A 12,741-nucleotide genomic window follows, 5' to 3' on the forward strand; every position below is an offset into this window, starting at 1 on the left:
TCTTTCATCGCCCAGTTCATCGGGCCCGCGACGGCCGAAGCTTCCTCGTTTCGACGAGTTCGCCGTCCGCGCGAGTTAGTCGTCCGCGAAAGGAGTCGCATCATGAGCCATCAGAATGTCGCTGAAATCATTGTCGAAACGCTTGCCGAGGCGGGCGCCAAGCGCTGCTATGGCGTGGTTGGCGACACCATCAATCATTTTACCGACGCGATCCGGCGCAGCGATCTCGAATGGGTGCATGTCCGCCACGAGGAGGTCGGCGGTTTCGCCGCCGGTGGCGAAGCCTACATGACCCGGGAGCTGGCGCTGTGCGCCGGCACCTGCGGTCCGGGCACGCTGCACTTCGTCAACGGGCTGTTCGAAGCCCATCGCAGCGGTTCGCCGGTGGTGTTGATCGCTTCTCAGGTCGGCACCGCCGATACCGGCATCGGCTTCCCGCAGGATGTCGACCCCAAGCCGATCTACGATCAGTACAGCGTCTTCTGCGAGACGATCATCAACCCCGACCAGGCGCGTAGGATGACAGCGTTGGCAGCACAGGCGGCGTTGTCGAAGAACGGCGTGGCGGTGCTGATCGTGCACGGCGATCTGTTCACCCAGAAGCCGAGCCAGGATCTGCCGTATCGCGCCCATCGATTCAACCCGATCACCCGGCCGAGCGCCGAGGAGCTGGTGCCGGCGATCAAGGCGCTCAACGCCGGCGGCAAGATCTCGATTTTCGCCGGCTCCGGCTGCGAGCACGCGCGTAACGAGGTGATGGTGCTGGCGGCCAAGCTCAACGCGCCGGTAGCGTGGACTTCACGGGCCAAGGATTTCATCGAACCGGACAATCCCTTCGAGGTCGGCATGACCGGGGTTTTCGGCCTGGCCGGGGGTTACCACGCCGTGGCGGAATGCGATACTTTGCTGCTGCTCGGCTGCAACTTCGCCTGGACGCAATTCTATCCCGAGAAGGCGACGATCATTCAGGTCGATATCGATCCGCAGCAGATCGGCAAACGTCACCCGGTCGACATCGGACTGCTCGGCAGCGTGCGCGATACCTGTGCCGCGCTGGCCCAGATCGTCGACGAGCAGAGCGACACGTCCTGGCTGGAGCGCTGCCGCAAGAGCTACCACAAGGCGCTGGCGCGCGACGCTCACGAGTCCGACGACGACGGCCTGATCCATCCCCAGGAACTGACGCTGGCGCTGGACGAAGCCGCCCACGACGACGCCTTCTTTACCGCCGATGGCGGCAGCCCGATGGTCTGGATGCTGCGTCACATCCGCGCCAACGGAAAGCGCCGCACGCTGTCGAGCCTCGTTCACGGCACCATGGCCAACGCCTATCCGCAGGCGATCGGCATTCAGAAGGCATTCCCCGAGCGTCAGGTCATCGCGATGTGCGGCGACGGTGGCATGACCATGCTGATGGGCGACCTGCTGACCCTGAAGCAGGAGAAGATTCCGCTCAAGATCGTCGTCTTCAACAATAGCTCGCTGGGTTTCGTCGAGCTGGAGCAGAAAGTCGACGGTCTGCTGGACAGCTACACCGACCTCGACAACCCCGATTTCGGGCTGCTGGCGCAGTCGATCGGCCTGTGGGGGCGGCGGGTCGAGCAGGAACACGAGCTCAAGCACGCCATCGCCGAGTGGCTGGCCCATCCCGGCCCGGCGATTCTCGACGTCAAGGTCAACCGCATGGAGCTGGTGATGCCGCCCAAGATCGAACCGGGGCAGGTAACGTCCACCGCGCTCTATTCGGGCAAGGCCGTGCTCAACGGCCGCATGAGCGATGTGGTCGATCTGGTGAAGAGCAACTTCTGGAGGTAGACGATCCGGCGGTTTTTTCTGCCGAGCTGGCGGTGGCATCGATGACGGCCGGAGGTTGTCGGTCCATACCGGAGAGGCTGCACAATAAAGGGGGCGGCATTATCACTTGCCGCCCCCTTTGCACTGGAATTTCTACCGGCAACCGCTAGCCGTTAAACCCCTTCCACCATCATGACACGATAGTCGGCGCCTTTGAGCCGATGCTGCTTGGCCTCCTGATAGGCCGGGCTTTCATACCACGCCAGCGCGGCCTGGCGGTCGGGAAACTCCAGCACCACGGCACCCTCGGCTTCTGGGCCCTCTAGGGTGGTGATATCGCCATAGAATGCCAGGGGCTTGGGAGGGACCTCCCCCCTTGCCTTGCTGGCCTTGTCGGCGTAGATCGCCATCTCCTCGCTATCGAGGGTGGCGTCCTTGATGAAGATCACGTAAGTGCTCATTGAACTACCCCTTTTCGTTGAGTCGTTTCAGCAGGGCCTTCGCGGTTTCGGCGGAGGAGCCCGGGTTCTGGCCGGTAATCAGCAGGTCGTCGGTCAGAACGTAAGAGGACCAGTCAGCGCCTTTGCTGTAGTCGCCACCCTGTGACTTGAGCACGTCCTCGACCAGAAACGGCACCACGTCTGTCAAGCCGACAGCCTCTTCCTCGCTGTTGGAAAAGCCGGTGACCTTTTTACCCTTCACGATCGGCGCGCCGTCAGCGTCCTTCACGTGACGCAGTACGCCAGGCGCATGGCAAACGAGCGCCGCGGGACGGCCGGTCCGCAGGGTACGTTCGATCAGCGCAATGGATGCCTTGTCTTCGGCCAGGTCCCACAGCGGGCCGTGGCCGCCAGGGTAGAAGACTGCGTCGAAATCGTCGCTATCGATATCTGCCAGCACGTGGGTGCTGGCAAGTGCCTTGATGGCCTCCGCGTCAGCGCGGAAACGTTTGACCTCTTCGGTATCCGCCGTCGGGTCGTCGCTTTTAGGGTCCAGCGGGGGCTGACCCCCCTTGGGCGAGGCCAGCGTGATATCGGCGCCGGCGTCCTGGAAGACGACATAAGGCGCTGCCAGCTCTTCGAGCCAGAAGCCGGTTTTCTCACCGGTGTCGCCAAGTTGATCGTGTGATGTCAGTACCATTAATACTTTCATGGGATGAATGCCTTTGTGGTGGTTACGCAATCGATGACCGCGGGATCCGGTGCTTCGAAGTCGAGGAGGACGAGATCGAGGGGGACGAGATCGAGCGACATGGGATCAGCGCTCGCCGACCTGGATGACGAGTTTGCCGAAGTTCTCACCCTTCAGCAGACCGCTGAACGCCTTGGGGGCATTTTCCAGGCCTTCCTTGATCTCTTCGCGATAGTGAATGCGACCTTCCTCGATCCAGCCCGACATCTCGTTGAAGAACTCGTCGAAGCGGTGACCGTAGTCATCGAAGATGATGAAGCCGCGCACGGTGAGACGCTTTTTGAGAATGGTATCCAGCAGCAGTGGCAGGCGGTCCGGCCCCTCCGGTAGATCCGTCGCGTTGTACTGAGCGACCACCCCGCAGACCGGTATCCGAGCGCTGGTATTCAGCAGCGGCAGGACCGCATCGAAGACCTTGCCACCCACGTTTTCGTAGTAGACGTCGATGCCGGCATCGCAGGCGGCCTCGAGCTGGGCTTCGAAGTCGTCGGCTCGGTGGTCGATACAGGCATCGAAGCCCAGTGTCTCGACCACATAGCGGCACTTTTCGTCACCGCCGGCAATACCGACGACCCGCATGCCCTTGATCTTGCCGATCTGTCCAACCGTCGCACCGACAGGGCCGGTAGCGGCAGCGACCACCAGGGTCTCACCCGCCTTGGGTTTGCCGATATCCGTCAGCCCCATGTAGGCGGTAAAGCCCGGCATGCCCATGACGCCAAGAGCGTAGGAAGGATTCTCGGGCTGCTGTCCCAGGTTGGTCAGGGCCGTGCCGTCCGACAGGGCGTAGTCCTGCCAGCCGCTGTAGCCCAGCACCCAATCGCCTGGCTGGAAATCGGCATGTCGAGATTCGACGACGCGGCTGACGGTGCCGCCCACCATGACCTGATCGATCTTCGCGGGCGGGGCATAAGAGGGTGCGTCGCTCATGCGGCCCCGCATGTAGGGGTCGAGCGAGAGATAGACCGTGCGCAGCAAGACCGTGCCTTCCGTGGCGGCGGGAATCTCGGTCTCTTCCAGGCGGAAGTTATCCTGACGCGGCTCGCCGTGGGGGCGCGAGGCCAGTACCCACTGTCGGTTGATCGTATGATTCTGCGTCATGATGTACTCCTTTCACTTCAATGAATCTGATTCGATTAGACCAGCCGTCTAGTCCCAAGGTAAATAAAAGGGCCAAATCATCGGCCCTGGATTCACTCTCGATTCAGTGACGGCCGAGCAAGCGTCGTGTCGTGCTCAATGCCGACTGCAACGGTCTATCGTCCTGGGTCACCTTAGCCAACATGCTGGCCCCTAGCCACATCTGATACAGCGAGGCGGCCAGCTCTCCGTCATCGTCATCGGCGGTGATTTCTCCATTCTGCCGGGCGCGGGTCAGCTCGCGGGTCAGGCGTTCGATGATTCGATCCGTGCCGTTTTCCAGTACCTGGCGCATCGAATCGGAAAGATCGCTGACCTCGGCACCCAGCTTGACCACCAGACAACGGCTTTGCAGGTCGTGCCCGGTCTGGGTGTCCACCCAGCGTTGCCAGTAACGCATCAGCCTTGAGACGGAGGAACTCTCGTCGCGAGTGGCGAGCAACTCATCAAGTTCGGCCAGATAGCGGCTGAAGTAACGTTCCAGCAGTGCGACACCAAACGCCTCTTTCGACTCGAAGTAGTGGTAGAAAGAGCCTTTGGGTACCTGGGCCGCCTTGAGAATTTCATTCAGCCCGACCGCGGAAAACCCTCGGCTCCCCATGGTGGACTGAGCGATATCCAGGATCTGCGTCTTGACGTCGCGGGTGGCTAGTGAGCTGTTCATGCGTCCACTCTAGCCTTGAATAGACCGGTCGTCTAGTGCTCGTTAATCAGAGGTCGCCATGACGGGCGGGTGGAGTCGTCGCTAGCTGGGTGTATCGTTCAGTGTTTCTGCCAGCCAGTCGAGCAGCACCCGACACGCGTAGCGATCCATCGCCTCTCGGTGGGTATAGACGGCGATCGCCTCGGGTTGAATGAGAGCTTCCTCGACGGGTCTTATCAGCTCTCCAGCGTCGATCAAACGCTCGGTCGTGCGCCGCCATCCCAGTGCGATACCGTGCCCGGCCAGTGTCGCCTGCAGCATCAGCGGATAGCTGTCGAACACTTTCCCCGGCAGCGGTGGCGAGACCTCCTGGCCCATGGCCGTGAACCAGCCGCTCCACTCCATCCAGTCGGGCGGTTCTGCGCGATGATGAAGCAGCTCCTCGCCCGCCAACGATTCCAGCGAGATTGGCGCGTTCCGCGCGGCCGAATGATCGGGACTGCAGACGGGATAGATCGTATCCGCGGCGATAAATGCCAGCGTGTGGTTGCCACTAGGTCTGCCATGCGTCTGCAGGGCGATATCGAACGGGTCGCGTTGCTCGGTCATCGGTCGGGTCGATGTCACCAGCTTCAGATCGATGTCGGGGTGGCGCTGATTGAACGTCGCCAACCGGGGCATCAGCCAGTAGAACGCTTCGCAGAGTTGACAGAATAGAATCACTCGGGGCGCGCGCTCGCCGCCGCGGAGATCGTCGGCCTGCTGTGCGATCCGGGACAATCCATCGGTGATGACGTTGGCCAGTTCGCGTCCGGCCGGCGTCAGGAAGACGCCGCGGTTTCTGCGCTCGAACAGGGTCGCGCCAAGATCCTTTTCCAGCGATCGCACTTGGCGGCTGATGGCCGCCTGAGTCAGGCCGAGCTCTTCGGCAGCGCGAGTGAAGCTTTCCCATCGGGCGGCGGCTTCGAACGGGAGCAGGGTGGCGAGGGGCGGCAGCGAACGGTTCAGCGGAAACATAACCCTGGCTCATGGATAGTGACGCCACCATCGCTGGTGACGGCGGCGGTCGGTGGGGCACGCTCTGGCGGTTGCCACCGACAGGAACCGCCATGAAAGCACCTTCCACGTTCGAAGATAACCCTCGCCGCGGCATTCTGCTGATCGTCGGCGCGGTTTTCCTCCTCGCCCTGGCAGACGCGTTGGTCAAGTATCTCAGCGACAGCCTCTCACTTTGGCAACTGTTGGTAATTGCGCCCTCGATCTCGTTGCCGATACTGCTGATGGGCTGGCGATGTCAGAGCGGCAATCTTCCTCGGTGCCTCGATAGCTGGGGCTGGATCGCGTTGCGGAGCCTGCTGCTGCTGGCAATGTGGATTGCGTTTTATGCCGCGCTGCCCTGGATTCCACTGAGCATTGCCGCCGTTGGAATCTACACCACGCCGCTGTTTATCGCGATGCTGGCCGCGCTGACGGGCGAGCCGTTGACGGGGCGACGCTGGGCCGCACTGTGGCTCGGTTTCGCTGGCGTGTTGACCGTGCTGCGTCCCGGTGGGGCGCTGTTCTCGCCAGCCATGTTGCTTCCGTTACTGGCGGCGCTCTGCTATGCCGGGGCGATGGTTGTGACGCGAACGCGCTGCCGCGACGTGTCTCCGTGGCTGTTGGCCCTCGGGCTCAATGTCGCTTTCCTGCTGGCGGGTGTGGTCGGCAGTGTCACCGTGACTGTCCTCGTGTCTGAGGCGTTATCCGGGTTTCTCACCCGTGGCTGGCAGCGACTCGATACGGTGCCGTGTCTGCTGATCCTGCTCTACGCGTTACTCATGGTGAGCGTCAATACCGCGGTTGCCCGAGCCTATCAGCTTGCGCCTTCGTCGCTGGTGGGGGCGTTCGATTACGCCTATCTGCTATTCGCCATAGGGTGGGGAATCTGGTTGTTCGATGAGATTCCCGATGGGCCAACGCTGGTGGGCATGGCGATTGTCCTGATGGCGGGATGGCTGGCGATTCGTCGATAAAAGCCATGATCGGGCGTGGCAAGCGCTCGACCTCAAGCTAAGTGGATTACACTTGAGTTGGTAACAACGGGGTTGATAGCAAGCGACATTGATCAAGAGTATCGACAAGAAAAGCAGCGACAAGAAGAGTAGCGGTAAGAAGAGTAGCGACAAGAGATGACCTGAGTCGGTTCTACGGGGAAATGCGAAATGCGTAACCATGGTTTTATCTGCGCCACCTGCGGTGTGCAATATCCGCCGAGCGAGACACCGCCGGAACACTGTGAAATCTGCGAGGACGAGCGCCAGTTCGTGCCCGTCGAAGGCCAGCGCTGGACGACGCCGAGCGAGCTGGCGGCCAGCCACGCTAATACTTTCCGCCATATGGCGCCGGGCTTGATGGCGATAGGCACCACGCCACATTTCGCCATCGGCCAACGCGCCTTCCTGGTACGAACGCCCGCGGGCAACGTGCTGTGGGACTGCCTGACGCTGCTCGACGAGGCGACCATCGAGATCATCGAAGGTCTCGGCGGGCTCGATGCCATCGTGCTGTCGCATCCGCATTTCTTTTCCACCATGGCGGATTGGGCGCAGACGTTCGGCTGCCCGATTCATGTCCACGCCGCGGATCGTGACTGGGTCACCGTGGCGGATCCTGGGATCGAGTTCTGGGAAGGAGAGTCACGCGAGATCTTGCCCGGCATCGATGTCTATCGTCTGGGCGGTCATTTTCCCGGCGCCAGCGTGCTCCACTGGCCCGAGCACCGGATTCTGCTGACCGGCGATACGCTGCTGGTGACGCCGGATCGGATGGCGTCGTTCATGTGGTCCTATCCCAACAACATTCCGCTCGATGCGGGAGCGGTCGAGAGCATCGCCAGGCGCCTCGAGCCGCTCGACTTCGACAGTGCCTATTCCGCTTTCTGGGGTCGCGAGATACTGATCGATGCCAAGCACGTCATCGAGGAGTCGGCGCAGCGCCATTGTCGGGCGCTGCGCGGGTGACAGTTTTCACCGCTCCGATCTCTCCGGTTTGGTCAGCTGCCGGAATCGATGCCCGGTTGTGAATCCGGTTGGCGTTTGTTGGCACCGCTGATGTCGATATCCACCTCCACCATCATGCCGGGGCCGATAAGTTCGGTGGGGCCATCGTCGAAACGGATACGCACCGGGATTCGCTGGGTAATCTTGGTGAAGTTGCCGGAAGGGTTCGGATCCGGCAGCAGGGCGAACTGGCTGGTGGCGGCGCGACCGATGACGGCGACATGACCGGTGAAGGCCTGGTCGGGAAAGGCATCGACGGTGATGGCGACGGGCTGGCCGATGCGTAGCGCGCCGATGTCGGTTTCCTTGATGTTGGCCTCCACCCACAGCTTCGAGGGGTCGTGCATCATCAGGATCGGCTGGCCGGCACTGACGTACTCGCCCTGATCGATCAGCGTCTTGTTGATCACGCCGTCGACCGGGCTGTCGATCTGCAGATCGGCGATGCGAAGTTGCTCCTGCTCCAGTTTCGCCTGGGCTTCGGCCAGTTCCTGGCGGGCGATCTGCACCTGCTGGCGCAGTACGTCCGGATTGGGCAGCGGCATCTGCGAGCCATTGATGAAGCCGACCTGGGCATTGTCGGCTAGCGCCTGGCTGACCTGAACCTCCTGCTGGGCCTGGGCGTGTTCGGCGAGCGCTGCCTGGTAAGCGTAGTAATCCTGGTCACGGCGCTGTTCGGAAACGGAGTGCTTCCGATACAGCTTGTCGGAACGCTGGAAGTCTCGTTTCGCCTCGGTCAGCCGCGCCTGAGCGGCTTTCTCGGCAGCCTTGCTGGCCTCGAGCTGGCGGTGCGTCAGGTTCATACCGCCTTTGAGTTGCTTCTCGGCCATCGACAGCCGCGCTTTCTCGTAATCCAGCCGCGCCTGTTGCGTGGCAACGTTGGCTGTCAACGCCTCGAGCTTGCGCTGATCCGGCTTGTCGTAGAGGGTCGCCACGGCATCACCGCGATGCAGCGTATCGCCCTCGGTCAGCTCGAATGTCGTTACCCAGCCGCCCAGCCGGCTGCTGACAGTCACCTGATCGGCCATCACGCGCGCATCCTGGGCGCTGACGTGCGACAGACGATGGGCGATGGCCAGGCCGATCCAGATCAGACACAGCACCACGACGATGGCGAGTATCAACAGTTTGCCGCTACGTGGCAGGCGGCGCTTGGCAGGTCGAGCTGAGTCAGCGGTCATGGCGCAAACGGGTCCTTCGATGATCGAGTGAACGGAATCAGGTGCGAGGCAGGCCCCGCCAGCGGCTAAGCAGCAGTGAGGGAACGACCACCAGCAGCAGGCTACCGATCAGAATCCAGAAGCCATCCTGATAGGCGAGGATCGAGGCCCAGATCGACTCGATGCGACCCATCAGGTAGCCGGCCATGGCTTGCTGGTGCGTGTCCGGCACTCCCAGGCGGCCGACCAGTTCGGATAACTGGCCCAGCTGCTGCCGAGCGATGGCGTTGTCGGCATTGACGCCGGCGTTCAGGTATTGGCCGTGAAAGGCGGTCTGGCGGTCCAGAAGAATGACCAGACCTGCCGTACCCAGAGCACCGCCCAACTGCAGGGCGAAGTTGATCGCGCCCGAGCCGTGGCCGGTGAGATGCACCGGCAGCCCGGCGATGGCGTTCGACAGTGTCGGCGGCGGAAAGGCGGCCATGCCCACGGAGAGGATACCCATCGCCATGGCGAGATAGAAAAACGAGGTGTTCCAGTCCATCTGTGCCATTAGCCAAACCGACAGCAGCGCACAGCCCAACCCGGGCAGCGTGATCCAGTGGGGCGGGTAGCGGTCGCTGAGCCAGCCGACCAGCGGCACCAGAATGCCGAGAACGGCGGTGGACGGCAGAAAGATCTTGCCGGCAGAAATCGGACTGTAATGCAGTACCGCCTGCACGAATTGCGGCAGCAGATACATGATGCCGTAGAAGGTGCCACCGAACAGACACATCGCCAGTGTGCCGACGACGAACAGCCGGTTGCGGAAGATATCGAGATTGAGCAGCGGATGCGCGGTCCGCTTCTGCCAGGCGATGAACGACGCCCCGCAGAGCACCGATACCAGGATCAACTCGGGCACCCGCGGATCGTACCAGCCCCAGCGCTGCCCGTTGGAGAGCGCCGCGAGCATGGAAAAGACGGCCACGAACAACAGCACCACGCCGGCCCAGTCGAACGGTGGGCGCGGCCCCTTGTGCTCGCGGGTCGGCAGGAAGAATAGCCCCATGACGATAGCGGCGGCGCAGATCGGCAGCGTCACGAAGAAGACATAGCGCCAGGTGAAATGCTCCACCAGCCAGCCACCGATGACCGTCGCCAGCGTGAGCGGCAAGCCCAGGCACATGCCGTACATGGCGACAGGGCGGATCAGGCCGGTCATGCCGCCCTGAACGATCCTGGCGGCGACCAGCGCGGCCATGCCCTGACCCAGGCCGCCCAGAATGGATGCCGCGATGAACGCCAGCAGCAGGCCGACGAACGTGGCGCGCTGACCGACGGCGGCCACCAGCCAGGGAGCGACCAGCAGCGATACGGTGGTCGACGCCAGGAAGCCGGTGGAAAGCCACTGGACCTGAGAGTCGCTCATGCCGAAGGCGCCCTTGATATAAGGGATGGCCACGTTGACGATGGTGATCGACATGCCCAGCGCTACCAGCCCCAGCATTACCGTCAGCGTGACCCACAGCCGGTAGCGCGGGCCGTAGCGCTCGAAGAACTGCTCGACCTGCGTCATGCGTCGTCATCCCGGCTATCGATGTCGGAGGCTGTCCGGCGGGTGAAAGGCAATGGTTGTCCTTGTTCGTTTCGTTGACGCGATACCGTCCCAGGCCGCGCGGGTAGACGAGGCAGTGAGCATCGAACCTGGGCGGGAAATCGAGCCGGAAGCCCCTGACAGGGCGTGGAGGTCCGGCGACTAAGAAAGCAGGCGAATCGATAACGCGTCTATTTTTTGCTCGCTAAGAGATTATCCCGATTCAGTTGTCTGACTTTCAAGGTGCTTGCGACCAAGGTCGAAGAACGTGCAGGGGCTTCAATCTGCGGGCGCAGGCGCCAATCGCTGCGGTATCGTCTACGCTGGGAGTTCACGTTCATCGACGACGCCGCCGTGTCAGTGACGTTTTATTTTCCGGCGTCGTGCTTTCGAAAGGAGGTGTTTCATGTCCATGCCCGATTCTCCCGTCTGGTTTATCACGGGGTGCTCCACCGGCTTTGGTCGCGAGCTGGCCCGGTTGATCATCGAGCAGGGCGGCAAGGTCGTCGCAACCGCCCGTTCCCGCGAACGCGTGGCGGATCTGGTCGAGGGTGCTGAAGATCGTGCGCTCGCCCTGGCGCTGGACGTCACCGACGCCGCCCAGATCGAAGAGGCGGTTGCCGCTGCCAACGCCAGGTTCGGCCGTGTCGATGTGCTGGTGAACAACGCAGGCTACGGCTATCAGGCCTCCTGCGAGGAGGGCGTGGAAGATGCGATTCGCGCCCAGTTCGATGCCAATGTCTTCGGTCTGTTCGCGATGACGCGGGCGGTGCTGCCCGGCATGCGCGAACGCCGCGCCGGCCATGTCATCAACATCAGTTCGGTGGCGGGTTTCATCGGCTTTCCCGGATCCGGTTACTACGCGGCCACCAAGCACGCGGTTGAGGGCTGGTCAGACTCGCTCAGGGCCGAGGTCGGGCCGCTGGGCGTTCGCGTGACCTGTGTCGAGCCGGGGCCGTTCCGCACCGACTGGGCCGGGCGCTCCTTGCAGCAGACGCCCAGCCGGATCGATGACTACGTGGATACGGTCAAGGCGCGCATGGAAGGGACCAGTGGCAACAGCGGCAAGCAGCCCGGCGATCCCGTTCGCGCCGCCCAGGCGATGATCGACCTGGTCGCCCATCCGCAGCCGCCACGCCATCTGGTGCTGGGCGCTTGGGGTGTCGACAAGGTGATCGAGAATCTCGAGGAGACGCTGGCGGAAATTCGCGAGTGGCGCGCCGTCGGCGAAGCGGCCGATTATCCACAAGGTGAGTGATGGCGCGACGAAGCTATGACGAGGCTATATAGAACCACTTCATCGACGATATCTCGTGACGAAACCGGATGAGAGATCGAAGACGGCGCCAGAGCGGCGCCGTCCGTCGTTAAAGCGAATCGAACTCAGTCGCCGAAGTACTGTTGATGCAGACGGTCGTAGGTGCCGTCCTGCTTCACCTCGTGCATCGCTCGGTTGAACTCGTCGACGAGTTCGCGATCTCGCTTGCGGAAAGCCGCGCCGATACCCGGGCCATAGATCGATTCCGGACCAGTGACCAATTCGCCGATGCGTTCGAAATGCGAGTCCCCGAGTAGAGTTTCCTGAGCGAGCGGAAACGCGGTGAAGGCGAGATCCAGGCGTTGGGCCAGCATGTCATTGACCATGGCGGCAGAATCGCTATACCGATTTATCTCGGCATTGGGGTAATACTGAGTCACGTACTCATCCTGGATCGTGCCCTGTTGGACGCCGATCATCGCCCCCGCGAGGTCGCCGTCATCGGGCTGCCAGTCGCTGCCGGCCCGGGCGACCCAAGCCGACGGCACCTGGAAGTAGGGATCGGAAAACAGCACCGTCTTGGCGCGATCTTCGGTAATGTTCATCGACGAGGCGATGAGGTCGAACTTGCGCGCCTGCAGGGCGGGGATGATGCCGTTCCAGGGTTGTTCGACCCACTCGCAGTGCCGCTGCATGCGTTCGCAGGCCGCATTGACCAGATCGACCTCGAAGCCGGCAATGGTGCCGTCGGGCTTCTTGAACTGGAACGGCATGTAGGGCACGTCGACCCCGATTCTGAGAGTGTCGTTCTCGGCCTGGGCGCTGTTGCCCAGCATTAGCGTCAGTAGCAGCGTCGGCGCCACGGCGCCAATGAAAGTCTTGCGTTGCATTGCCATTTCCTCTTGCTGTTGTTGTGCGTGGATTTTGCTCAGCATCGTTAT

12 protein-coding genes are annotated in these 12,741 nt (G+C 62.2%); 4 read left to right on the plus strand and 8 right to left on the minus strand.

Features of this window, described 5'->3' with window-relative positions:
- Window positions 1-102 precede the first annotated feature (102 nt).
- Complete coding sequence (locus tag R3F72_RS04185; RefSeq protein WP_087718205.1) at window positions 103-1,815, plus strand: thiamine pyrophosphate-dependent enzyme; 1,713 nt, start codon at window positions 103-105, stop codon at window positions 1,813-1,815.
- A gap of 152 nt (window positions 1,816-1,967) precedes the next feature.
- Here R3F72_RS04185 and R3F72_RS04190 read toward each other — a convergent pair whose 3' ends face one another.
- From R3F72_RS04190 to R3F72_RS04210, 5 genes are all read right to left on the minus strand, one after another.
- Window positions 1,968-2,255, minus strand: coding sequence for a DUF1330 domain-containing protein (locus R3F72_RS04190; protein ID WP_075562974.1), 288 nt, complete (start codon window positions 2,253-2,255; stop codon window positions 1,968-1,970).
- Window positions 2,256-2,259: 4 nt separating this feature from the next.
- Entirely contained in the window at window positions 2,260-2,946 is a 687-nt protein-coding gene (locus R3F72_RS04195; RefSeq protein ID WP_087718204.1) for a type 1 glutamine amidotransferase domain-containing protein, read from the minus strand.
- 105 nt (window positions 2,947-3,051) lie between these two features.
- A complete protein-coding gene (locus tag R3F72_RS04200; protein ID WP_087718203.1) occupies window positions 3,052-4,086 on the minus strand; it encodes an NADP-dependent oxidoreductase in 1,035 nt (344 codons plus the stop codon).
- Window positions 4,087-4,189: 103 nt separating this feature from the next.
- The gene (locus R3F72_RS04205; RefSeq protein WP_087718202.1) at window positions 4,190-4,789 is read right to left on the minus strand and encodes a TetR/AcrR family transcriptional regulator; all 600 of its coding nucleotides are present in this window, start codon (window positions 4,787-4,789) and stop codon (window positions 4,190-4,192) included.
- Between the two features lie 81 nt (window positions 4,790-4,870).
- On the minus strand, window positions 4,871-5,785 hold the full coding sequence (locus R3F72_RS04210; RefSeq protein WP_303856061.1) for a LysR substrate-binding domain-containing protein: 915 nt from the start codon (window positions 5,783-5,785) through the stop codon (window positions 4,871-4,873).
- Window positions 5,786-5,877: 92 nt separating this feature from the next.
- On the opposite strand from R3F72_RS04210, the gene R3F72_RS04215 reads away from it, so the two are divergent.
- Both R3F72_RS04215 and R3F72_RS04220 read left to right on the plus strand, forming a co-directional pair.
- Entirely contained in the window at window positions 5,878-6,780 is a 903-nt protein-coding gene (locus R3F72_RS04215) for a DMT family transporter (protein WP_179208833.1), read from the plus strand.
- A 189-nt stretch (window positions 6,781-6,969) separates the two neighbouring features.
- Window positions 6,970-7,767 (plus strand): MBL fold metallo-hydrolase, encoded by a 798-nt coding sequence (locus R3F72_RS04220; protein ID WP_087718199.1) that lies wholly within the window; start codon window positions 6,970-6,972, stop codon window positions 7,765-7,767.
- A 32-nt stretch (window positions 7,768-7,799) separates the two neighbouring features.
- Here the strand turns inward: R3F72_RS04220 and R3F72_RS04225 are convergent, their stop codons facing one another.
- Together R3F72_RS04225 and R3F72_RS04230 are read right to left on the minus strand one after the other, a co-directional pair.
- The gene (locus R3F72_RS04225; protein ID WP_332778981.1) at window positions 7,800-8,987 is read right to left on the minus strand and encodes an HlyD family secretion protein; all 1,188 of its coding nucleotides are present in this window, start codon (window positions 8,985-8,987) and stop codon (window positions 7,800-7,802) included.
- 37 nt (window positions 8,988-9,024) lie between these two features.
- On the minus strand, window positions 9,025-10,524 hold the full coding sequence (locus tag R3F72_RS04230; RefSeq protein WP_332778982.1) for a DHA2 family efflux MFS transporter permease subunit: 1,500 nt from the start codon (window positions 10,522-10,524) through the stop codon (window positions 9,025-9,027).
- Window positions 10,525-10,948: 424 nt separating this feature from the next.
- On the opposite strand from R3F72_RS04230, the gene R3F72_RS04235 reads away from it, so the two are divergent.
- Window positions 10,949-11,800, plus strand: a complete 852-nt coding sequence (locus R3F72_RS04235; RefSeq protein WP_332778983.1) for an oxidoreductase — start codon at window positions 10,949-10,951, stop codon at window positions 11,798-11,800.
- Between the two features lie 125 nt (window positions 11,801-11,925).
- On the opposite strand, the gene R3F72_RS04240 is transcribed toward R3F72_RS04235, so the two are convergent.
- Window positions 11,926-12,690 (minus strand): transporter substrate-binding domain-containing protein, encoded by a 765-nt coding sequence (locus R3F72_RS04240; protein WP_303855513.1) that lies wholly within the window; start codon window positions 12,688-12,690, stop codon window positions 11,926-11,928.
- Window positions 12,691-12,741: the final 51 nt, after the last annotated feature.

Source organism: Salinicola sp. 4072 (assembly GCF_036663415.1).
GTDB classification, from domain to species: Bacteria; Pseudomonadota; Gammaproteobacteria; order Pseudomonadales; family Halomonadaceae; genus Salinicola; species Salinicola salarius_A.